The 21131-nt window shown below is 68.7% G+C and carries 17 protein-coding genes and 9 pseudogenes; 10 read left to right on the forward strand and 16 right to left on the reverse strand.

The window, feature by feature from the left end:
- Positions 1 to 16: 16 nt before the first annotated feature.
- Genes OG395_RS58810 through OG395_RS51330 form a run of 3 tightly spaced genes read right to left on the reverse strand, consistent with a single transcriptional unit; the run spans position 17 to position 1868 of the window.
- Positions 17 to 211 (reverse strand): hypothetical protein, encoded by a 195-nt coding sequence (locus tag OG395_RS58810; protein ID WP_376341233.1) that lies wholly within the window; start codon positions 209 to 211, stop codon positions 17 to 19.
- Positions 118 to 1005, reverse strand: a complete 888-nt coding sequence (locus OG395_RS51325) for a tyrosine-type recombinase/integrase (RefSeq protein ID WP_327249029.1) — start codon at positions 1003 to 1005, stop codon at positions 118 to 120. Before OG395_RS51325 ends, OG395_RS58810 begins: the two co-directional genes overlap by 94 nt.
- Positions 1002 to 1868: a tyrosine-type recombinase/integrase gene (locus tag OG395_RS51330; RefSeq protein WP_327249030.1), complete on the reverse strand. Its 867-nt coding sequence runs from the start codon at positions 1866 to 1868 to the stop codon at positions 1002 to 1004. Before OG395_RS51330 ends, OG395_RS51325 begins: the two co-directional genes overlap by 4 nt.
- Positions 1869 to 2059: 191 nt before the next feature.
- On the opposite strand from OG395_RS51330, the gene istA reads away from it, so the two are divergent.
- Positions 2060 to 3475 (forward strand): IS21 family transposase, encoded by a 1416-nt coding sequence (gene istA, locus OG395_RS51335; protein WP_327242964.1) that lies wholly within the window; start codon positions 2060 to 2062, stop codon positions 3473 to 3475.
- Entirely contained in the window at positions 3472 to 4245 is a 774-nt protein-coding gene (gene istB, locus OG395_RS51340; protein ID WP_327242966.1) for an IS21-like element helper ATPase IstB, read from the forward strand. The genes istA and istB overlap by 4 nt, the downstream gene beginning before the upstream one ends.
- Before the next feature lie 71 nt (positions 4246 to 4316).
- Here the strand turns inward: istB and OG395_RS51345 are convergent, their stop codons facing one another.
- From OG395_RS51345 to OG395_RS51350, 3 genes and pseudogenes are all read right to left on the reverse strand, one after another.
- Positions 4317 to 4496, reverse strand: a complete 180-nt coding sequence (locus OG395_RS51345; protein ID WP_327249031.1) for an integrase — start codon at positions 4494 to 4496, stop codon at positions 4317 to 4319.
- A 34-nt stretch (positions 4497 to 4530) separates the two neighbouring features.
- Positions 4531 to 4845, reverse strand: a pseudogene (locus OG395_RS58815) (tyrosine-type recombinase/integrase); the annotation flags it as partial.
- 3 nt (positions 4846 to 4848) lie between these two features.
- A complete protein-coding gene (locus tag OG395_RS51350) occupies positions 4849 to 5517 on the reverse strand; it encodes a hypothetical protein (protein WP_327249032.1) in 669 nt (222 codons plus the stop codon).
- Between the two features lie 168 nt (positions 5518 to 5685).
- Here OG395_RS51350 and OG395_RS51355 point away from each other — a divergent pair.
- Positions 5686 to 5949, forward strand: a pseudogene (locus OG395_RS51355) (ATP-binding protein); the annotation flags it as partial.
- Between the two features lie 53 nt (positions 5950 to 6002).
- Here the strand turns inward: OG395_RS51355 and OG395_RS51360 are convergent.
- The gene (locus tag OG395_RS51360; RefSeq protein ID WP_327249033.1) at positions 6003 to 6575 is read right to left on the reverse strand and encodes a suppressor of fused domain protein; all 573 of its coding nucleotides are present in this window, start codon (positions 6573 to 6575) and stop codon (positions 6003 to 6005) included.
- A gap of 248 nt (positions 6576 to 6823) precedes the next feature.
- A pseudogene (locus OG395_RS58820) lies at positions 6824 to 6904 on the reverse strand (IS200/IS605 family transposase); the annotation flags it as partial.
- A 14-nt stretch (positions 6905 to 6918) separates the two neighbouring features.
- Here OG395_RS58820 and OG395_RS51365 point away from each other — a divergent pair.
- A pseudogene (locus OG395_RS51365) lies at positions 6919 to 7002 on the forward strand (AraC family transcriptional regulator); the annotation flags it as partial.
- 179 nt (positions 7003 to 7181) lie between these two features.
- Here the strand turns inward: OG395_RS51365 and OG395_RS51370 are convergent.
- Positions 7182 to 7522, reverse strand: a pseudogene (locus OG395_RS51370) (transposase); the annotation flags it as partial.
- Positions 7523 to 7803: 281 nt separating this feature from the next.
- Here OG395_RS51370 and OG395_RS51380 point away from each other — a divergent pair.
- The 5 genes and pseudogenes from OG395_RS51380 to OG395_RS51400 all read left to right on the forward strand — a co-directional run bounded on the left by OG395_RS51380 (position 7804) and on the right by OG395_RS51400 (position 11405).
- Positions 7804 to 8232: a hypothetical protein gene (locus OG395_RS51380; protein ID WP_327249036.1), complete on the forward strand. Its 429-nt coding sequence runs from the start codon at positions 7804 to 7806 to the stop codon at positions 8230 to 8232.
- 85 nt (positions 8233 to 8317) lie between these two features.
- Positions 8318 to 8533: a hypothetical protein gene (locus OG395_RS51385; RefSeq protein WP_327249037.1), complete on the forward strand. Its 216-nt coding sequence runs from the start codon at positions 8318 to 8320 to the stop codon at positions 8531 to 8533.
- A 712-nt stretch (positions 8534 to 9245) separates the two neighbouring features.
- Positions 9246 to 9401, forward strand: a pseudogene (locus tag OG395_RS51390) (carbonic anhydrase); the annotation flags it as partial.
- A 112-nt stretch (positions 9402 to 9513) separates the two neighbouring features.
- Entirely contained in the window at positions 9514 to 9846 is a 333-nt protein-coding gene (locus OG395_RS51395) for a carbonic anhydrase (RefSeq protein ID WP_327249721.1), read from the forward strand.
- 83 nt (positions 9847 to 9929) lie between these two features.
- On the forward strand, positions 9930 to 11405 hold the full coding sequence (locus OG395_RS51400; protein WP_327249722.1) for a SulP family inorganic anion transporter: 1476 nt from the start codon (positions 9930 to 9932) through the stop codon (positions 11403 to 11405).
- Between the two features lie 174 nt (positions 11406 to 11579).
- Here OG395_RS51400 and OG395_RS51405 read toward each other — a convergent pair whose 3' ends face one another.
- From OG395_RS51405 to OG395_RS51435, 7 genes and pseudogenes are all read right to left on the reverse strand, one after another.
- Positions 11580 to 12326, reverse strand: a complete 747-nt coding sequence (locus tag OG395_RS51405) for a DUF1775 domain-containing protein (RefSeq protein WP_327249038.1) — start codon at positions 12324 to 12326, stop codon at positions 11580 to 11582.
- A 772-nt stretch (positions 12327 to 13098) separates the two neighbouring features.
- Positions 13099 to 13342: pseudogene (locus tag OG395_RS51410) on the reverse strand (DUF3093 family protein); the annotation flags it as partial.
- A gap of 85 nt (positions 13343 to 13427) precedes the next feature.
- Positions 13428 to 13766, reverse strand: a pseudogene (locus OG395_RS58825) (DUF305 domain-containing protein); the annotation flags it as partial.
- A 20-nt stretch (positions 13767 to 13786) separates the two neighbouring features.
- Positions 13787 to 13891 (reverse strand): annotated as a pseudogene (locus OG395_RS51420) (IS5/IS1182 family transposase); the annotation flags it as partial.
- 15 nt (positions 13892 to 13906) lie between these two features.
- Positions 13907 to 14518, reverse strand: a complete 612-nt coding sequence (locus OG395_RS51425; protein ID WP_327249039.1) for an FAD-dependent monooxygenase — start codon at positions 14516 to 14518, stop codon at positions 13907 to 13909.
- A gap of 32 nt (positions 14519 to 14550) precedes the next feature.
- Positions 14551 to 17352 carry a glycoside hydrolase family 20 protein gene (locus tag OG395_RS51430; protein ID WP_327249040.1) on the reverse strand — a complete coding sequence of 934 codons (2802 nt, stop codon included), beginning with the start codon at positions 17350 to 17352 and terminating at the stop codon, positions 14551 to 14553.
- Positions 17353 to 18570: 1218 nt separating this feature from the next.
- Positions 18571 to 19797 carry a hypothetical protein gene (locus OG395_RS51435; protein WP_327249041.1) on the reverse strand — a complete coding sequence of 409 codons (1227 nt, stop codon included), beginning with the start codon at positions 19795 to 19797 and terminating at the stop codon, positions 18571 to 18573.
- A gap of 306 nt (positions 19798 to 20103) precedes the next feature.
- Between OG395_RS51435 and OG395_RS51440 the strand changes: the two genes are divergently transcribed.
- The gene (locus tag OG395_RS51440) at positions 20104 to 21072 is read left to right on the forward strand and encodes a helix-turn-helix transcriptional regulator (RefSeq protein WP_327249042.1); all 969 of its coding nucleotides are present in this window, start codon (positions 20104 to 20106) and stop codon (positions 21070 to 21072) included.
- The last annotated feature ends 59 nt before the right edge of the window (positions 21073 to 21131 follow it).

A 21131-nucleotide genomic window follows, 5' to 3' on the forward strand; every position in this document is an offset into this window, starting at 1 on the left:
ACTGTGGCCAGCGGCATTACAGGCGCTCGAGGAACGCGAGGATCTTGTCCGTGGGCTGGTAGCGGCCCGGCCGGGTGGTCACCGGTGCGGTCAGCGCGAGCGCTTTCTCTTTGATGGTCATGTCGGCGTGGACGTAGGCGTCGGTGGAGCGGACGCCGGCGTGGCCGAGCCAGAGAGCGATGACCGTGGTGTCGACGCCGGCCTGCAGCAGCGACATGGCGCAACTGTGCCGTAGGACGTGCGGGTGGATGCTCTGGTCCAGCAGGGACGGGCAAGCTCGGGCGGCACTTGGGTGTGGGTGCTCAGACGCTGTGCGTCGGCGTCGCGACTGAGGCGCCGCCCGGTGCGGGTGCAGAACACGGGGTCGCCGCGGTGTCCGGCTCGCTCGTTCAGCCAGGAGCCCAGCAGGTTCTGGACGGGTCGGTCGAGCAGGACGGTGCCCTGTTTTCGCCCTTTGCCCTCGCAGCGGACGGCGGCGCCCTCGCCAAGGGTGATGTCGTCGTAGTTCAAGCTGGTGAGTTCGGAGACGCGAAGGCCGGTCTGGACGGCCAGGGCCAGCATGGCCTTGTCCCGTCGTCCTTCCCAGCGTTTCGGATCCGGCGCGGCCGGCAGCGCGTCGATCTCCGGGCCGGTCAGGAACGTGACGGTCCTCTTGTCGAACCGCTTCGGCGGGATGTCCAGGACGCGCTGGATGAGCAGGGCGTATTCGGGGTGCTGGAGTGCGGCGTAGGAGAACAGGGACCGGATCGCGGTCAGGCGGACGTTGCGGGTCCGGGTACTGTTGCCGCGCTCGTCTTCCAGATGGTTCAGGAACGCGGAGATGACGTCCGCGTTCAGGTCGTTCCAGTCCAGCTTCGCCGGGGTGGTGCCGGTTCGCTGCTGGACGAAGGCGAGCAGAAGTCGGAGGGCGTCGCGGTAGGCGGCGATGGTGCGGGTGCTGGCCTGGCGCTGGCGGGCGAAGCGGTCGGTGAAGAACGCCTGCAGGGTGGGTGCGATCAAGGTCATGGCCGGGCTGCCTTTCCGATGCCTTCGCGGCGGGCCGCGGCCAGGGCGAGCAGTTCCGGGGCCGCGGAGAGATACCAGTAGGTGGAGGCAGGTTCGCGGTGTCCCAGGTAGGTCGACAGGGACGGGATCTTGGCCTGGACGTTGGTGCCGGTGCGATACCAGGTCAGCAGGGTGCGGATGGCGAAGGTGTGTCTGAGGTCGTGCAGCCGCGGTGGGTGGGGAGCATCGATGCCGACCCGAGCGGCATCGACCAGTTGACGGAAGGTCGGGGAGGCGACGGCGTAGAGCAGACGCCTGGCGGTGCGGGAGATGAAGAACGCGGGATCCTTCGGCTGTGGCACCACCTCGTCTCGCAGGGCGTCGAACTCGCGCAGTGCGTTGATGGTGGTGGGCTGCAGCGGGACCAGTCGGGACTTGCCGAACTTGGATTCGCGGATCCGCAGGACGCCTTCGCTCCAGTCGATGTCGTCGCGGTCCAGGTTGATCGCCTCGCCGACCCGCAGACCGGCCACGGCCAGCAGCCCGATGAGCGTGCGGTAGGTCGCCGACCGCGGCGGCGGTCCGAGCGTCTCGGCGGCGGCCATCACCGCGGCGATGTCCGCGTCGGAGTAGAGGAACGGCTGGCGCCAGCGCTGCCGGTAGGGCAGCAGGCCCAGCGGCGGAACCTCGGTGTCCGGGTCGATGCCACTCAGATGACGGGTGAATCCGCGGACCGCGGTGACCCGCCGCGGGCTCACCGTCGTCACCACCTCGCCCTCGCGGCTCTTCACCCAGGCCAGCGCGGCGGCGATGGTCACGGTGCTCTGCCCGCGGTCTTCCAGGAAGGCGACGAAGTCCGGCAGCAGCCAGGCTGCCTCGGCCATCTTGTGCCCGAGCGAGTGGTGGAGCCGCAGGTAGTCGTCCAGAGCTTCACGCAGAGTGTCGGCGTACGGGCTCTGGTGCAGAGGTGCGTACGGGTTGATCTGCAGAGGTAAACCGGCGTGTCGGGGTGGGGTCTGGCGTGCTGAGAGGAGTCTGGCGCTGACCGTATGAAGCGTCGAGGAGGGCCTGCCGGATGTTGCTGGAACCGGAGCGGTGGCTGGAACTGCGGCGTTTCCGGGCTCTGCATGAGGCGGGTGCGAGCATCTCGGAGATTGCCCGGGAGACTGGCCTGAACTGGCGGACGGTCAAGAAGTACCTGGAGAGCGACGGGCCTCCTGAGCCTCCGGCTCCGGCGCCGCGGTCGGATCTGGGCAACCAGGTGATCAAGCCGTGGGCGCATGTGATCGATGCCTGGCTGCGGGCCGAGGTGCTGCTGAAGGCCGCGGTGATCCATGAGCGTCTCGTCGAGCAGTATGACTTCCCGCACCACTACCAGCGCGTCAAGATGTATGTGCAGCAGGCCCGCCCCAGGATTGCGGAGGAGCTCGGATACACCCCGCGCGAGCTGGCCCGGCTGCACCGCCGCTTCGAAGTGGTGCCCGGCGCCCAGGCCCAGGTCGACTGGGGCGATGAGGGCGGCATCCTGGCCCATGTCGGGATCCCGAAGGTCTACTCCTTCCACATGGTCCTGTCTTATTCTCGGGATCCGTTCTGCTGCTTCACCACCAGCCAGAACCTGGCGGCGTTCTGGGAGTGCCACCGCCGGGCGTTCGCGCACTACGGCGGGGTGCCCGGGGTGATCGTCTACGACCGGACCAAGACCGTGGTCCGCCGTCATGTCGCACCCGGCGAGGCGGTCCCCTTGCATCCGGAGGCCGTCGCGTTCGCCGGGCACTACGACTTCGACATCGACGTACTGGCCGCCTACCGGCCCACCGGCAAGGGCCGGGTCGAGCGTCAGGTGACCATCGTCCGTGATCATGTGCTGGCCGGCCGGGCCTTCTCGGGCCTGGACGATCTGGACGGGGCGTTCATGGCCTGGGTCCCCCAGCGCCGGGCCCGCACCCACCGCACCCACGGCGAAGTGATCGGCGTGCGGGCCGGGCGGGATCATGCCGCGCTGCGGCCGGTGCCCGCTCGCCCCTACGTTGTCGCCGACCGGTTTCTGCGGCACGTGGCCAAGGACTGCCTGGTCGCTTTCGACGCCAACTTGTACTCGGTGCCCGCCGTCAAGGTCCGCCACCGGCAGTTGGTCGAGGTCAGGGCGTCGGCGGCCACGGTCGCACTGCATTCCACGGTGCCCGACGCGCAGGGCATCACGCTGCTGGCTGTCCACCCACGCGCGGTCGGCCGCGGCGCCCGCATCGTGGACGAGGCCCACTGGCAGTGCCTGCCCGACGGACATACCCGCGCCACCACCACCGATCCCGGCACCCCCGCAGCCAGGCCGGCCCGCACGGACACCGAGCCCGGCGGGCTTGTCTCCCTGCTGACCCGGGCCCGGGCCGCACAAGTCCACGTCGGCACCCGGCCGCTGGCGCTCTACGACCAGATCACCGGCACTCGCCCCTTCACCCCCGCCCCCATCGACCCCAAGGACATGCGTTGAGCGAGCTGGTCACCGCCCGGATCCGCACCACCGCCACCAAGCTCGGCCTGCCTCACCTGACCCAGTCGCTGGCCGAGTACGTCGGCCGGGCCGATGCCAGTCAGATGGCCTACCTCGACTTCCTCGACCTCGTCCTGGAAGAAGAACTCGCCGTCCATGAAGAGCGCCGCTTCCGTCATGCCCTGCGGCTTTCCCGGCTGCCGCACTACAAGACGATCGAGGAGTACGACTTCTCCTACCAGCCCGAACTCGACCCCAGGAAGGTCAAGGACCTGGCCACCCTCGCGTTCGTCGAGGCCAAGGCCAACGTTGCTCTGCTGGGCCCGCCGGGAGTAGGGAAAACACACCTCGCGGTCGCCCTGGCGGTCGCCGCCTGCCGGGCCGGCTACACGATCTACTTCACCACCCTCGACGACATGGTCCGCCAGCTCAAAGCCGCCGACTCCATCGGCCGCCTGGCCAGCAAACTCCGCACCTACCTGCGGCCAGGCGTCCTCGTGGTCGACGAGGTTGGATACCTCCCGCTGGAGCGTGACGAGGCGAACCTCGTCTTCCAGATGCTCTCCAAGCGCTACGAAAAGGGCTCCACCTTGCTGACATCGAACAAAAGTTTCAGCGAGTGGGGGCAGGTCTTCGGCGACGACGTCCTGGCCACCGCCATCATTGACCGCCTCCTCCACCACTGCGAGATCCTCGCGATCAACGGCGCCAGCTACCGGCTGAAGAACCGCCTCACCGCCATCGAAGGCGGCGTCACCGCCGTCAGCTGACACGGTCTCAAGCTCTGCGCATCAGCCCGTACATACCTCTGCACTACAGCCCGTACGCCGACACAGAGTGGTCATGCCGCCTCCGTCCCGGGCCAGGACTGCGCAACCGCGCGCAGGGCAGTGAAGTCGACCTTCGCGTAGAGCGCGGTCGTGGCCAGGTCCTGGTGGCGAAGCACCTGGCCGATCGCGGTCAGTCCGGCGCCCTGCCGCAACATCTCGCCTGCCAGGGCATGCCGCGGGTGGGCCCGCACCGGCTACGGCATGCCCTGGCAGGCAGGCCCGTTTCACGACATCGCTCACCAGGTCTGCGCGGATCGGGCCGCGCGGGGCCCTGCAGGTCAAGAACAGGTGACGGGATCGCAGTTGGGGCCGGGCGGCTGAGAGGTAGGCGACCAGTGCTTCGCCGACGTCGACCGGCAGCAGGAGCCGGTCCTGCCGACGGCCCTTGCCGCGGACGACGATTTCGCCCGAGCGCCAGTCGACGTCGTCCAGTTGCAGCCGGGCCACTTCGATCGAGCGCAGTCCCAGCCAGGCCACCAGCGTGACGACCGCGTGGTCGCGGATGCCGACGGCGTCTTCGCGGGTGCGGTGGTCCAGCAGCTGCTACACCTCGGTCGCGGCCATCGTCGGCGGGACCGTCGCCAGGCGCCAGCCGCCGACCGGAGGCACCGCTGCACCGAGCCTGAACGGCGTGACACCGTGCAGGTGGAGGAACCTCATCAGAGACCGCAGCTCGGCCACCCGCCCCTTCGCAGAGCCGGCCGAGACACGAGCGCACTCCCGCAGCAGGAAAACGTTCAGGTCCGAGCCGGTCAAGCCACTCGGCACGAACACCCCGTCAGACAACGCCTGCTCGGCCAGGAAACGCCGAGCGGTGTTCTCGTAGCGCAGTATCGTCGCCGCCGACAGGCCCCGCTCGCGCACTATCCAGGACCGGTACTGCACCAGCTGGACGTCCAGCGGCGACAACATCGCAAGTGGGGCAGGTACCACTCCCGCCTCGCGGAGATGCGTCAGCAGCGGCATCATCCCGCGCAGTCCACAGACCCGGCGACGGCCGGCCTTCCGCCGGTCGGACAAGCAGAGCTCAAGCTTCTCTTCGCTGCGGTCGGCGCCCCCAAGCTCCCGCTGAGACAGCCACTGACCGACGTGTCCCAGGTCCTTCAGCATGTTCCTGGCGGTCTGCGTCGTATACCCGTGCTGTGCCAGCCAGACCCGGTAGCCCTCAACCTGCGGTGCCAGAGCGCCGGCCTTCCTACGTGATCCCGCCACGGCCCTGCCCCCTCCGGGGAGCCCCCTGCCCCCACAATCAAGGGCTGCCCGGCGCGGGAACTATGCAGAGACCGACACGACCGCTTTCACATGAGAGACCGTCACCCTGTGAGAGATCGGCATAGTCGCGGTCTCGGCATAGGCCGTTTCATGGCGATATCCGCATAGATTGACGAGCTCGGCTACATGGAACTCGACCGCCACGGAGCCGAACTCCTCTTCCAGGTGCTGACGGAACGCGAGGAGAAGAACAGCGACGCCATCGCCTCGAACGAGTACTTCGTTGGCTGGACCAAGACCTTCACCGACCCACGTCTCTGCGCGGCCATCGTCGACCGCCTCACCTTCAACGGCACCATCATCGAGACCGGCACCGACTCCTACCGCCTCGCCAGCACCCGAGCACGAGCCGAGCAGGTCACCACCGGATGAACAGGTACACGGCACTCCTCAGCATGCGACCGAAGTCCGAACATCGAGAGCGGTCAAAGGTCGAGGCCCGCCCGGTTGATGTCGACCAGGTCCGGGTCCTGTTCAGCGAGCGCCTTCTCAAAGGCTTGCCAGCCCTTGGCGCAGACGAAGTCGGCTTCCGCTGAGGTGATGGGGACGAGCCAGACGATCGCGACGTCACTGCCGTTCTCGATCTTCACGAAGGAGAAATCGTTGTCGAAGTAGACCGGCAGAGCGACATAGAGAGCTGTCTTGCTTCCCCCAGGCAGGGGGATGGGCAGAGGGATCACGTCCCCGCGCAAGATTGCGTGACCGTACTGTACCATGCGCTCGGCTACGAATTCCAACACATCCGGCAAGGGGCCGGATTCCTCAGCATCGTTCAAGTAGTCGCAGGCCAGAAGCTCCAGGTGATAGTGACGATCCGACATCTGGTCTCGCAACGGCGTCCGAAACAGTCCGATCGTGGCAAACGCCTGAACCTGCGGCAGCTGGCCGTCACGGAACCACGCCACCTGGGGACTGCCTTCAGCCGCCCCGTCGCGGGGAGGCCAGGCACCGCCCATGCGCCCGAGCCGGCCCTCAAGGTGGTCTATAAGCTCCGGCATCGGGCACTCCTCGTCTGGCGGTCGCGACCGCGGAACTTGCGTCAGCAGTGATCTCCAGGACATTAACCCAGCCGAGGCTGAGCCGAGTCCTGCCCCCAAGCGTCGCTACCGGCCGTCGACCGCCTCAGTGCGATCCCTCTTCTTCGGAGGGAATCCCCGCCTTCAGGCGGGGAGGGAATCCGATCATGAACCCTGCGGCGCGGAGCGCCACAGTTTCGCTCCGGAGTGCCTCGCCCGCGGAGCCGCGCTCAGTCGGGCCGTTTCTGGTTCTCGATGTAGTCCTTGACCACGTGGAGGGGTGCGCCGCCGCATGACCCCGCGAAGTAGGAGCCGGGCTATCCGCGTCCGTGAGGTCGGAGCCAGCGATCGCACGCTGTCACGGCTGTTCCGCAGCGACCTCGGCATGACCTTCCCACGGTGGCGCACACCGTGACCCGGCCTCATGTGGTGGAACCAGCGGCGATTGCCGGGCCCACCGTCCCCTTGGTCAGCGGGCCCCTTCTGACGGCGGCGACTGGCATCGCCCGTTCCGGTCCCGCGTCGCAGAAGCCGTCACAAGGTCGCGGTGCTCCTTGGACGCCCTGGCCCTGGCGGTTACTGAGATTTTCAGGGTGGGGTCGGTGTTGTGAGCGCCAGTCCGGTCCCGGCCCGGCATCCGTCGACGAGTTGGTGGTGTAGTTGGATGTGCCCGAGGCCTCGGCGGAGCGTTCGGGTGAGGTGGTCCGGGTCCTCGAAGGCGGCTTTCGCCGTCGGGCCGCGCCGAAGAAGTGACCAACGCTCTCTACGGGGGTTGAGGTCCGGAGCATACGAGGGCAGCTGGAAGACGGTGAGCCAGTCGTGTTCGGCCGCGTACTTCTTCATGCGGCCGTGCGATGGGTGTTGAGGTTGTCCCAGACCACCACGATCGGGCCGCCGAGGTGGATGTGCGCGCGCACCAGAAGGTCGCGAGCCGGCAGGGCGACAAGTACCGTTCCGGACCGAGGTGCGGAGCGGCGGCCACGGGGAACTGCTCCGGCTGTCATAAGCGCACAAAGTGATCAATGGAGCCGGGCTTGCCCGGTGATCCGTTGAAGGGCTGCTGCGCTGTGGAAGGACAGTCCACGAGTATGCGGAAAAGTCCGCGTGCCATTCGTCACCACATCAGGTGAATCCACCCGCTGATCAGCCATTTCTGCGCGCGACGCGCGGGACTCGGGGGTTTCCTGGTAGGGAGCACAGGGAGAGCGCGATGGCACACACACCCGGGGCAGTCACGGCGGCGGCGCGCCGCGGCCTGGGTGCTGTCGTGCTGGTTGCCCTGCTGGCGCTGTTGCACGCGGCGTTCACCTCCAGCACCTCGCATCTGTCGGCGCTGGACCTGGACGGCTGCCTGCGGCGATCCGTGGCGGCCGCCTCCGCCCCGTCCTGCGACACGTCCGCCGGTGCCGCGGTGCTCGACACGCGCGACGGCGGCCATCATCACGATGGCGGGCCGCAGTTGTGTGACGCGTCCGTCGGCGGGCCCCGCAAGGTACCGGGTCACGGCGGCGTCGCCATGGCCCCCGGCGGCGCTTCGTCTCCCTCGGTGGCTCCGGCTGAGCACGCCGGGCTCCACGAGCCGGCCGATGCTCCTCGCGGTCTCGGCCGTTGTGCCGGTTCGGCCGTTCTGCGCTGCTGACCGAGCCCGGCCGCATCCACCCGCGTACCGCGGGGCGGTTCGGCCTGCCGTGCCTCGTCTGCCACGACCGCACCGGAGTCCTGCCATGCCCATGGACGTATACGCCGCGGTGGGCGCCCTCGTTCGCGCCGAGATGTGCCGCGCCCATGCACCACAACCCGAGCCGCCCGCCCTGGCGGATGCCCCGGTCGACCGGGCCGCGTCGCCTCGCACCGAAGACGCACCCGCGCACCAGTTCCGTCACCTGCCGGCGAGGCCCTGGGCCTACCTGCTGCGCCGTCTGACGGCGATCCTCCGCTAGCGCCACCGGCTCGCTCCTTACATCGGCCAACCGCAGCTGGTCTGGCCGATTGCACCCGTGACGCCAGCCGGGATGTTGGCCATCTCACCTTTGCCCTAGAGGAGTTCAGGCGTGATCGAGCACCGGCGGCGGAAGGCGTTTCGATGTCGCCTCGCTCAGAGGGCCGGAAGTCCAAGAGTGATACGTCGTACGACAGCAGCAGTGGTTCTGCTGTCCGCGGCCGCGAAGTCCGTCTCGGCGGTGGCAGCGGCCGTCAAGTCGGTGGCGAGGAAGAAGCACGCGGCGCTCGCCGCACCCCGCGCTCAGGAGTTCTCTGGGGTGCACGAGGAGACCACCGACGTGGCGGCTCGCCCTTCGCGTGCGCTGCAGACTGCCGTGGAACAAGCGGCCTGCCGCACGCCGGCTCAGGTTCCGAGGACGCCTCGGACACCCCGGTGGCGGGATCCGCCCGGCCCCGTACGGCCAGAGACGCCTGGAGTTCCGCCACCGGGACAGCTCCCACTCCCAGCACCCTGCAGACTTTCCGCTGCTGATCGGCCGCGTGCCGCGCGCACCCCGTCCCTTCCTTCACCGGTGGGCACCCGCCTCGCTGATCACCCGAGGGCCGGCCGTGGGCTGCTGAGCCGTATCCGGATACGCGTGGCACGCACTCTTCGCGCCCTTCCTCACCCCGGAGCTCCACAGCTCCACGAAGCGTCACGAGGTCGATTCCATGCAGACACTCATCGAGCATGCCCGTACCTTCCACGCGAAGATCACAGACAAGCAGCAGCAGTTCGCCCAGTTGGCCCATGGGCAGCAGCCGCAGATCCTGTTCATCTCCTGCTCCGACTCCCGCGTGATCCCATCGCTGTTCACGGGGGCTCGCCCCGGTGACCTGTTCGAGGTGCGCTCGGCGGGCAACATCGTTCCCCCCCCGTCGGCCGCAGGCGGCGTGCGCGGTCGCTGGGTCGATCGAATTCGCGGTCCAGGCCCTGCAGGTGCCGGACATCGTCGTGTGCGGGCACTCGCACTGCGGCGCGGTACAGGGGCTGCTGCGCGAGCAGAGCGTCCACACCATGCCGCTGGTACGCCGCTGGCTGACCTGGGCCGGATACCGTGCCCGCACCGACGAGCCCTGGCTGACGCGGGGTCTCGGCGAGGAGGCGACCGAGCAGCATGTGCTGACGCAGCTCGACCACCTGCGCACCTACCCCTTCGTCGCCCGGCGCCTCGCCTTGGGTCGACTTCGACCGCATGCCTGGTACTACACGGTCGAGACGGGCGAGGTCCTGGCCTGCGCACCCGGCAGCCGCGTCTTCAAGTCCCTGTGACGCGAGCGGAACCTGGCTTGCCCACGCCCTGCTGGTCGTCCCTCTATCCGACGTTCCCCCCACCCAGAGAGAACGCCTTGACCATGACCTCATCCCTCTCCTCCCTCCGCCGTGCCCTGCGCACGGACTTCGTCTCCTCCCTGGTCGTCTTCCTCGTCGCCCTGCCGCTGTGCGTGGGCGTAGCCGTCGCCTCCGGTGTTCCCGCCGAGCTCGGCCTGATCACCGGCATCGTCGGCGGCCTGGTCACCGGCCTGCTGCCCGGTAGCAGCCTCCAGGTCAGCGGTCCGGCCGCGGGCCTGACCGTGTTGGTGCTCACCGCGGTGACCGAATACGGACTGCCCGCGCTCGGCATGATCGTGCTGGCCACAGGACTGCTTCAACTCGCCCTTGGTTCAATGCGGTTGGGGCGTCTCTTCCGGGCCATCTCCCTGTCGGTCGTGTACGGCATGCTCGCCGGTATCGGGCTCGTCCTGATCACCGGCCAGATGTACGCCCTCGGCAACCGCAGGGCCCCCGGCAGCGGCCTGTCCAATGTTGCCGGTCTGCCCGGCCTCCTGACCGACGTCCTCGGATCGGGAACGGCCCTGACCGCGATCGGCATCGGTGCCGGGACCGTCGTCGTCATGACGCTGTGGAAGAAGATGCCCGCCAAGGCACGGCTGGTGCCTGGGCCGCTCGTCGCGGTCGGTCTGGCGGTGCTCGCGACCGCCGCCTTCGACCTGTCCGTCAAGCGGGTTGAGGTCAAGGGTCTGACGGAGATGATCCAGCCGCCCGGCCTCGACGGCCTCTCTCGCCTGCCGGACGTCGGTCTGCTGACCACGATCGTCGCCTTCACACTCATCGCGTCGGCCGAGTCGCTGTTCAGTGCGGCGGCAGTGGACCGGTTGCACGAAGGGCCGAAGACCGACTACGACAAGGAGCTGATGGCCCAGGGCGCGGGCAACACGATGTGTGGGCTGCTCGGCGCGCTTCCGATGACCGCGGTGATCGTCCGCAGCGCCGCCAACGTTCAGGCCGGCGCCCGTACCAAGGTCTCCCGCGTCCTGCACGGCCTGTGGCTGCTGCTGTTCGCCGCCCTGCTGCCCGGCGCGCTGGGTATGATCCCGACCGCGGCACTCGCCGGGGTCCTCGTTCACGCGGGCTTCAAGCTGCTGCCCGTCGAGGAGTTCGGCCCTCTGTGGCGTGAACATCGAGGGGAAGCAGTGGTGTTGGCGGTCACCGCCGGGGCGATCCTGGTCACCAACATGTTCGACGGCGTTCTGATCGGGCTGCTGCTCGCGGTGGTGAAGACGGCGTGGGAGACCTCACACGTCCACATCGAGGTCGACGACGCGGGCACCGGCCCGGTGACGGTGCGGATCGTCGGTCACGCCACCTTCCTGCGCCTCCCGCGTATCCTCGACGCCCTGGAACAGCTGCCCACCGACTGCCCCATCGAGCTCAACCTCGCCGGGCTGCGGCACCTCGACCACGCCTGTATGAGCGCCCTACAGAGCTGGGCCGACCAGCACAACGTGCACATCGTCCAGCCCGAGCACGCCACCTCCCGGGCGGCGTGAGCGCGGGTCCGTGGGGCGGTGTCCGGCGGCCCCACGGACTATGGGTGACAGAGCGGGTGAACAGCGACCGGCGTTCGCCCGTACCCCCCTGAGAGGAGCTCACACAATGGCCCGGCAGGCGCCCCCGCGGGGCAGCGGTGGTTCCGCCCCGCGGGTTCACCCGGACTCCTCCGGTCAGCTGTCGGACGTTGCGGCGCGGCGCTTGACCAGCCACCAGGCGCCTCCGCCCAGGACCGCCAGGGCCACGACAACCCCGCCGATGATCAGGCCGGTCGGGCTGCCCCCGTCCTCGTCCTCCTTCTCGGCGGCCGTTGCGGCTGCGTCCGAGCTGCCGGCGGCAGGTGTGGACTTGGCTGCCGACGGCGTGGGAGTGGCCGTTTCGCTCGCCGTGGGGCTGGGGCTGGGGCTGATCGGCGTGGCGCCCGGGGCGGCGGCCTTGAGCTTCAGGACGGGCGCGGGCTGTTCGGGTTCCGCGCCGCCGCTGGGCAGTTCGATCCAGCGGGAGACCTTGCCGTCGCTGTAGGTCTCGACCGTCTTGAACGCGAGCTCCTTGGCGTCCGGCAGTTGCCGGACCTTGACCTTGTACTCGGCGTCCGTTCCGACGGCGAGCTTCGGACCACCCACCGTGTAGCCGTCGTTCGTGGCCGTGAACTTCCAGCCCTTGGGCGCTTTCACGAGCGTGACGTCACCCGGCGCGATGCCTTCGGGTAGGACGACGCGCATCTCGGTGAAGCCCGCGCTGCCGGACTCGGCCTCGGAGACGAAGCTGAGCGTAACGTTCTCGGCCAGGGCCTGACCGGTGTCGGCCTCGACCTCCGCGTGGGCGGAAGCAGGGCCGGCCAGGGCCAGGGTGGCCGTCAACGCGAGGGCGCCGACGAGGCCGATCCGTCGCGTGGTCCGGCCGAGAACGTGCGTGGACATGGACACTGGAGAACTCCTTGCTGATGCTGAAGCCGGGCTGGCCGAAGCCGAAGGGCCCGGATGAGGGAAGGACCGGGACGCGCTCGCGTCCCGGAGGTCCCCTGCGCACCAGCGCATGTTCCAGAGTGTGTGTCCGCGGTGGGGCCGGATCGGTGAAGCGGCCGGCGAGCCCTGCGCACGGCGGCTTGCGGACATCACCGGGGGCGAGGCGTGACAGCACCCGCAACAGGACCGCGGCTGAGACCGCGCGCAGAGTGCGGGCGGCCGCCAGGGCCGTGGTGACGGCAGTGTCGGCGCGGTGCAGCAGCCAGGCCGCCGCAAGAGCGGCAAGGGCGTGAGCGGTGGTCATGGCCGTCCCGGCGTCGTGCCAGGCATGCCCGTTCCCCATCTCCATCGCGGCATGACCGGCGTGGCCCCCTTGATCGGGTTTCGCCTCGTGCTCGCCGCCCACCCAGGTCAGGGCCAGGTGCAATCCGCCCTGGGCCACCAGAGTGCAACCGATGATCACCGTCAGGGAGAAGCGACGGCGGGCGAACGGCCAGGCAACCACGAACTGGACCGCGGCGAAGGCGGTCACCAGGCGCCACGGCACCGCGCCTTCGGCGACCGCGTGGTGGCCAAGGGCCGCCAGAACGCTGCCGACGACCGCGAACAGGCCGGCTCGCACGCACGCCACGGCGCGATCGGGCCGCGGGCGGCCGTTCGGGCCGCCGTACGCCGTTACGTGATCACCTGGCACGGTCGCCCATCATCCTCCCTCGTTCGTCCTGCGTCAGGAGGACCCGCGGATCGCCTCGGCGAGCAGTTGGGGCGTGCGGGTGGAGACGCAGACATACGAGGTGGGGTCATCGGGCGCGACGACCTCGACGCGGACCGCAGTGGGGGTGCAGCTGCGCTGCACCGTATGGGCGCGCAGGTCCGCCTTGTGCGTCCCGCCACGCTCGCGCCTCCTCGCCTTCCAGAACCTGGGGTTCGCCGAGCGCGGCCAACGGAATGCGGGCGTCCCCGATGACGAGCAGAAGCGAGGAAGTGCACCAGCATGAACATGCGGCCGAGGTGGCTGCGCATCAGCGTGTCGAACAGCGAGGTGTAGGCCTTGTACATCGAGCCGTGGCCCATCCGCGTCATCGGTGCCTCGGTGGAGGTCTTGCTCAGCCCCCAGCCGTCGAGCCAGCCCAGCAGCATGCCGTGCTGGTTGGCCTGGTTGTCGATGACGTCGTGCGCGAGCGTGCGTACGTCCTCGTCGTCGGTGCGGTCGCGGACGATGAACGACATCTCCACCGACTGTTGGTGATGCACCGTCATGTCCCGGCAACCCTCCACGGTCTGAATGCCTCGCCTGCGAAGATGCGCATGGATCTCGCGGGATGAGTAGACGCGATCCGCGAGGACGGCCGCCGTCGGGTTCCGGGCCTCCCCGTTCCCGTGCACGGAACCCAATCCTGACCATGGCCGCCAGGAGTCCGGCGGTGGTCAGCCTGTCGTCGTCCACCGACCGGATCGGCCGGCATCAGCGGACTGATCCGGTTCCACATTGCGTCAGTGATCACTAATCGGACAGATATATCCGGTCAACTGACCTATCTGTCAGAGAGACACGCCCTGGCATTCGACCGCCAGACGGCCGACTCGGGCTCATGGGCGCCGCGCTGGGCGGTCGCCTCGAGGCACCATCCCTGTCCGAGTGCGTCCGCGTGGTCGGACAGCGCCAGCCCCGAGTGCGCCGAGCCTCCCTTCTCCGCGCTCGCTGTCGCCCTCGCCATCGCCTCGGGATCGCGCAGCACCGCGTTGCGGGCATCCAGGTCCTCCTGCGTTGCCGGCATGACCACCGTGCCGCCGTTGGTGACCAGCGCCTGGTTGCGCTCGGCGAAGCGCCGCAACCTCTGCTCGTACGCCGTGAAGGCATCCCTGTGGTGCGCGTGTATGGCCAGTTCGCCTGCCAGGACGTACGCGCCGACGAGTGAGACGTTCGACCCTTGTCCGGAAAGGGACGAGGTCGCGTGCGCGGCGTCGCCCGCCGGTGCGACGCGGCCGTGGGACCACGTGGGCATGTGGATCTGGCTCACGATGGTGTGAGTCAGCGATGTACTTCCTGCGGGGCTCCAGCAATGCGATATGGGGGTCGGCGCTTCGTGTGCGCGGTCGGGGCGCGGGTGCCGCCGCCGATGCCGGGTGTCGCACCCGCCCGGCATCGGCGGCGCACATTACATCTGCTGGAGCGGCCTCAGACGGGGCGGCCGCCCACGTTGATCTCCGCAGCGCCCGCGAAGGCGTTGCCTGCCTGGGAGTTGAGGCCCGTCAGACGCACGTACCGCCCGCGGATGGCATTGAACTCGGCGTTCTGGGGAGTGAGCGCCTCGGTGAAGGAGCCGGTGGCCGCCTCTTTCCAGGTGGTGCCGTCGACGGACACCTCGATCCGGTAGTCCTTGATCCTGCCGTTGCGGGCGTTCTGCCGCTGCGTGTACTGCAGGCCCGTGACGTCGTACTGCTTGCCCAGGTCCAAGGTGATGTGGTGGGGGAAGTCGGGGGACGCGCTGTACCACTGGGTGTGCCAGATCGTGTTGAGGTCTCCATCGATGGCGTTCGCGGCGGCGCCGTTCTCGCCGACGGTCTCCTGGCTGTCGACGTCGTGCACGCGGAGCGTGGACTGGTCGATCGGGTTCGGCAGCGGGCGCAGCTCGGACGCGACCGACACCGTTTGGCGTGCCGAGCGGTCGCCCTGGACGGCGCTGATCGTGTGCGTGCCGTCGTAAGTCGCGGCCGGGACGACGCCGTGGCGGGCGAACCGGCCGGCCGCGTCGGCGCGCACCGTGTAGAGGGTTTTGTCGTCGATGCGGATGTCGACGTAGCCGCGTGCGAAGCCGGTCAGCTTCAGCGGGACCCATGTTCCGGCCTTCACGTTCTGCGGGACCTCGAGTGTCGGGGCGGCGGCCGGAGCGTTGTGGTCCTCGGCGCGCGCGTCGGAGACCCGGATGCGGACGGACACCGGGTCGCCCACCGACGGGGTGAGCACACACGTCGTGTCCTCGGGGAACGCCGCCTCCACAGTGGCGATGTAGAGGCCTGCGCCGTGCAGGGAGTCGCGTGCCTGGCCCTGGGTGAACGTCACCGGCAGGACCCGGTCCTCGCACTTCGCGGTCGCGGTCAGGGGCTTGGTGAGCGCGCTGGACGAGGCGGGGTCGCCGTCGGTCGCCACGGTGTCCGGAACGATTTCGGTGCCGTCCTCGGAGATCTTGGTGCCGGGTGCGGCAACGAGCCCCAACTCGTGCCGGGCGGTGACTCCGCTCGGGGCGACCGCGTCGGTGCCGGCGACGGTGGCGGCCCACCGCGCTCCCGGGCTCTCGTAGAAGTTGGTGCCCGTCACAGTGAGGCGCGGGCCGAGCTGGGCGAGGCGGGAGGCGAAGTCGGCGACGTCCTTCTGCGCCTTGGGCGTCCAGCCGGTCTCCAGGATCGCGGCTGCCCGAGGCAGTGTCAGGAACTCCGCCTGGTCGCCGCCGCGCACGGTCTCCGACCACAGCGGGCCCTCGACGCCGAGCACGCCCGCCTCGGGGATGCCGCCGGACACCGTCGTGGTCGGGTCCCAGTCGTAGTAGCGCTGGAAGTCGCAAGTGCCACCGCAGGCCCATGTCAGGCCGATCGGGGTGTCCTTGGTGTACTTCTGGTCCAGGTAGGAGCCGCCCGCGGCCGACACCACGGCCTTGCCGCCCTTGGCGACGAAGTCGCGTATCCAGTCACCGGAACCGACCCAGTACTGCACGACCGAGCCGTCCCAGAAGCCCGGTTTCTGGGACAGCCCAGCCTCGGCGTACTCCGTCCAGCCCATGGTCCCGACGCCCGACGCCGCCTTGATGCGGGGCACGGCGCGGGAGATGAAGTCGACGTAGCGGGTGTGGCCCATCGCGTGGGACTCGTCGCCGCCGATGTGCACGTAGGGGCCGCCGGTCATCTCGGCCAGTTGGTGGAAGACGTGCTCCACGAAGGTGTAGGTGAGGTCGTGTCGCTCGTCGAGGGCGGAATATCCCACGTTGCCGGTGCCGTTCCAGTCCACGACGCCGGTCTTGGGGTCGGGCGCGGGCAGGGACCGGTCGGTGTTGAGCTGTGGGATCGCGTGCAGGGCGGCGTTGGTGTGACTGGGGATGTCGACCTCGGGGACGACGGTGACGAACCGGTCCCTGGCGTAGGCGACGATGTCACGGTACTGCTTCTGCGTGTAGTAGCCGGTGCGGCCCAACTCGCCTCGGTAGCCCTGCTGGTTCATCGCGGTCGCGCCGGACTCGCGCTGCAGCGCGCTGTAGTCGATCGGGTCGCCCGCGGCCTTGCCGTCGTTGGTAATCTCGATCCGCCAGCCCTGGTCGTCGGCGAGGTGCAGGTGCAGCACGCTCATCTTCATCCGGGACAGCTTGTCGATGTAGCCCTTGACGGCGTCGACGTCCTGGAAGGACCGGGCCACGTCGAGCATGACACCGCGATAGGAGAAGCGCGGCGCGTCCTCGATGTGCGTTGCGGGCAGGCGCCAGTCGGTGACGACCGGAGTCCGTGACTCGGCCCAAGCGGGCAGCAGTTGACGCAGGCTCTGCACGCCGTTGAACGCGCCGTGGGCGGTGCGCGCGATGATCGACACGCCCTTGCTGTTGACGTCCAGGACGTACGACTCCGCGGTGGGCGCAGCGCCGTCAACGGTGTACCGCGCCGCCGGGTCCACCGTGATGTGTATGGCGTTTGCTCCGCCGTGCGCGCGCGTCGGCACCCGGAACCCGGTCGCGTCACGCAGCTCTCCCGCGAGCTGAGAGGCGACGCGTGCCGCCTCGCCCTCCGCGACGACGGCGAGCGAGGGTCGCAGGACGAACGGTGCCTTGCCGGAGTCCTGTTGAACGACGACCGGACGCGGGACGAGCGCGGTGTCCGGCGCGACGGACGCGCCCGACGCGGCGGGCTCGGCGACGGCCGACGGCGCGCCGGCCAGACCGGCCATGGTCATGAGGACCACCGCGAGCAGCAGACGCGGCCCACGAGGTCGGACGGGCACAGGACTCTTCTTCTTCCGCAACCGCACGGGGACTCCCTGAGGGGCAACCAACGATGCATGCACTTGCTTGAAGGGCCAGGTTTTCTTACAGGTTCGAGCACCATAGCGCTGCGGCGCGAAGTGGTCTAGTCCCTTGGGTCGACTCCGGTACTGACCTGAACTTCCCCATCCGGGAGGGGGTACTACGACGAGGAAGACCGGCGGAGGGTGAGCGGGTACAGCCCTCGACGTTGGCGTGAGGGCGCCTCCGCGGAGGCCGACGTAACGCGCGCCTGACTGGCCCCTGGGACCGGTGAGTTCGCATGTTGAGCCCGCGGGCTGATTGTCGACAAGGTGGCCCTCGCCGCAATCGTCCACCAGACCCCGGCGCGGCGGCCCAGGGGAACTGGGCAGGGCTGATGTGTTATCAGCAGGTGACCTGCAGCGAGACGGGGTAGCAGGGGCGTGACTGGTAGTGGTCGGCTGCGGCGGCGATGTTGGTTCACCCGGCCTGGCGCATGAGGCCGATGGCGAGGTTGCGCAGGGGGCCATGACGCGAGGCGCGCTGCCGGTGCGGATCTTGGAGGCGTCCTCGGTGAAGGTCACATCTCGAACGTGGTGCAGGGCTTCCACGGGTCAGTGGCCCTGCATGAGTTCGGCGAGCCGTGCGGGGCCGGCCTGGTCGGGGAGGCTGGTGACGGCGTAGGCCGTCTTCGTCTGTACCTTGCCCGTCTTGGTACAGGGCCGGCCGGATGGCACTCGGACTGGCAGCGTTCGCGAGATGCCGGGCGGCCACGGCTTCCTGCTCTGGCAGGCGCTTGCACACGTTGGCCTTGCATTGTGAACGGCTCCGTCATTGCCGTGCCCGCAGAAGTCCGCAGAGCGCACGGATATTACGCGGTGTCACATGCGCCATGGTTGATCAGGTTCGTGCTCAGATCCGTGCGCCAAGCCGAGGCCGGAGCAGTCTTGAGATTTGTTTCATCACCGGACTGAAGCCCCGCGCGCGGCCAATGATCCCAGTAGCGCTGCACCGCGCCGGAGCGGGAGTGTGTGCAGGTCCGCGGACAAAGTGCGACTGCGGCGATCAGCGGTACATGACCGCGGCCGCCCCCGATCGGGGGCGGCCGCCACAGGTTCTGTCGGAGCGATGGCCGACAGGTCAGGAGACTGGGTGCGCGGCCGTGTCCTGGCCGGCGCGCGACCCGTGAGCCGTGGTGCGCCGGCCCGTCCGCGCACTCACTTCGTCGCGTCCGGCTTCACGATGTCGGGGAGCTTCGCCTCGAACATCTCGTCGAGCTTCATCGAGGGCAGGATGTGGCCCTGGTTGGGGGCCTCGTTGGCGATGCTCGCGCCCCATGTGGAAGCCGCGATGCGCTGGTTGGGCGTTCCGTGGTGCCCGTTGCTGCTGAAGCTGCAGTCGCCCACCTGGTAGAAGGACTTGGCGGAGTCGAGCACCCGCTTGGTGTTGAGAGCCTCGCCGCGCGAGTGCGTGAGGAAGTACGTGCCGAACGCGTCCGCCATCAGCTCGGTGCGGCGGGTGGCCTCCGGCCCGGTCAGTGTGGTGTTGTCGAACAGGTTGTTCTCGTACTGCACGTGGTGGCCGAACTCGTGGCCGAGGATGGCGCGCGGAGCGGTGTCGCCCAGGCCGATGGCCTTCATGGCCTCCAGGATGCCGTCGCCCATGACGATGCGGTCGGAGATGCCCAGCGGCTGCGGGTCGCCCTTCTCTGAGTAGGCGAACGCGTTGAACGTGAAGATCGGGTTGGCGCCGCCCTTTAGCACGGGCTCGGAGTCGACCAGCGAGATGAACAGCTCGGCCAGGTCGAGGTTGCTCTCGGGCGTGCCGCCGTACAGCACGGACAGGGTGCGGGCGAGCCGTTCGGGGGAGGAGTAGACGTCGGCGCCGTGCATCGGCATGAGCTGGATGTCGTCGGAGTAGATGTCCCAGAAACGCTTGAGATCCTTGGCCTCGGACGTCAGCTGGTTGGTGTATTCGCCGTTGACACCGTAGGTGTTGGACTTGGACTCGCTGCCGAACAGCAGCGCATCGTACGTGGGGAAGTCGAACCCGCCGAACAGAGAGAGGATGAAGATCGCGAAGGGGTCCTTGGCGCCGTCGAGCAGAGTGTTCGCATAGGTCGTCAGCTCCGTGCTCTGGCACTGGTAGTCGCCCGGGTTGATGACGCTGTTGAGGATGTCAGCCCACTGGCTGTCGCCCATGCCGTACTTGGTGTTGGCGGCCTGGCGGCGCGCCTGCCAGTCGGTCGGCAGCTTGGCCAGGATCTTATCGACGAGGGCCTTCGTCTTCGGGTCGAGCGAGGATGTGTCGATCGCGGAGCCGTAGGACGCGGCGCTGACGGCGGTGGCCGTCGTGCCGTCCGCGGCCGTTGCAGGCAGGGCGGTACCCAACGTGCAGGTGGCCGCGGTCACGAGGGTGACGGCCCAGGCGAAGGTCTTCTTCACGGTCAACTCCTTGGTGTGTTGAAGCCGACACGCCGGTCGTCCTTGTGGGACGGGAGAGGCGGTCGGAGTGCCATGGGCCAAGAGTCTGCAAGGAATGCGCTTTCTGGAGAAGCCGTCTGTGCTGTCGGAATCCGGCATGGCAGGAAAGTGACAGGTGCGACGCCATACATCCCTGTACACCCTCGACGTGACGACCCCTTACCTGACGAAACGTCACTCCGTATATCTTTCCTACCGGACGGGTAGTCGCTAGGTGCACACGACCTTCACATGGAGTTAATCGCATATGCGTGCAATGATTCGAATATGCATCCACTTCGGGTCATAGGTCTCACCGCGACCGCCGAGGACATCTACCTCGCGCTCGTCCAGCGCGGCCCGGCGCCCCCGGCCGGGCTGGCAAGCACCCTGCGCGTGACCCCGGACGCCGTCCGAGCGGCGGCCGACGAACTCACCGGACTGGGCCTATTGGAACCGGACGGGGAACGGCTCGTCGCCCGCCCCCCGCGGGCAGCGCTCGATGCCCTCGCGGAGATCCGCGCGAAGGAACTCGGCACCCTGCGCGACAGCGCCGACGAACTCGCCCGGTTCTGGCGCGACCACCACGCCGAAGGTCCGGGATACATCGAGATAGTCCGGACGGAGGCGGCCCGTGAAGCACTCGCCCGGCGCGTGCAGGACGAGGCGATGTACCAGGTCCGTGCTCTCTCCATCGGCCCCACCGGCCGTCTCGCCGCACCCGCGCAGGTGGCGCCCGGTTGTCTGGAGGCACTCGCGCGTGGCGTCGCGTACTCAGTGGTCTACGGCGCCCAGGTGCTGCGTGACCCGCTAGCCCGGGAGGCCATCCAGACCTGCGTCAACCTCGGCGAACGCGCCCGCGTTTTCCCCAATGTTGCGTTAAACCTGATGATTTGTGACGACCGCTTCGCGGTCCTCACCGCACCCGCGCGCGACCACCAGCGACGCCACTACATCGCCGTGCAGCGATCGGCCCTGCTCGACGGCCTCGTCGGCGTGTTCGAGTCGTACTGGCAGATGGCCGTTCCGCTCCCCATCAGCCACGAGTCCATGGACGACGCCGGCGCTTCCCCCACCGACGACGCCCGGCAGCTTCTCACCTACCTCAGCGGCGGACTCACCGATGAGTCCATCGCCCGTGAACTCGGCGTCAGCGAACGGACAGTGGCCCGCCGCATCGCCCGCCTCCAGGAAGTCCTGGGCGCACAGACCCGCTTTCAACTCGGCGTCCAGGCCAGCCGCCGCGGCTGGCTCTGAGCGCGGAGCCCCAAGTGAACAGGGAAGTGCCGGCTCGGCGGGCCGCGCATCCTCGCTTC

Source organism: Streptomyces sp. NBC_01320 (assembly GCF_035974375.1).
GTDB lineage: Bacteria > Actinomycetota > Actinomycetes > Streptomycetales > Streptomycetaceae > Streptomyces > Streptomyces yanii.

Coding starts and splice junctions, on each gene's coding strand:
- OG395_RS51325 (WP_327249029.1), bottom strand. CDS start 1,005: ATGACCTTGATCGCACCCACCCTGCAGGCGTTCTTCACCGACCGCTTC.
- OG395_RS51440 (WP_327249042.1), top strand. CDS start 20,104: ATGCATCCACTTCGGGTCATAGGTCTCACCGCGACCGCCGAGGACATC.
- OG395_RS51380 (WP_327249036.1), top strand. CDS start 7,804: ATGGCACACACACCCGGGGCAGTCACGGCGGCGGCGCGCCGCGGCCTG.
- OG395_RS51425 (WP_327249039.1), bottom strand. CDS start 14,518: ATGCCGGGCGGGTGCGACACCCGGCATCGGCGGCGGCACCCGCGCCCC.
- istA (WP_327242964.1), top strand. CDS start 2,060: ATGTTGCTGGAACCGGAGCGGTGGCTGGAACTGCGGCGTTTCCGGGCT.
- OG395_RS51330 (WP_327249030.1), bottom strand. CDS start 1,868: ATGGCCGAGGCAGCCTGGCTGCTGCCGGACTTCGTCGCCTTCCTGGAA.
- OG395_RS51385 (WP_327249037.1), top strand. CDS start 8,318: ATGCCCATGGACGTATACGCCGCGGTGGGCGCCCTCGTTCGCGCCGAG.
- OG395_RS51405 (WP_327249038.1), bottom strand. CDS start 12,326: ATGTCCACGCACGTTCTCGGCCGGACCACGCGACGGATCGGCCTCGTC.
- OG395_RS51400 (WP_327249722.1), top strand. CDS start 9,930: ATGACCTCATCCCTCTCCTCCCTCCGCCGTGCCCTGCGCACGGACTTC.
- OG395_RS51360 (WP_327249033.1), bottom strand. CDS start 6,575: ATGCCGGAGCTTATAGACCACCTTGAGGGCCGGCTCGGGCGCATGGGC.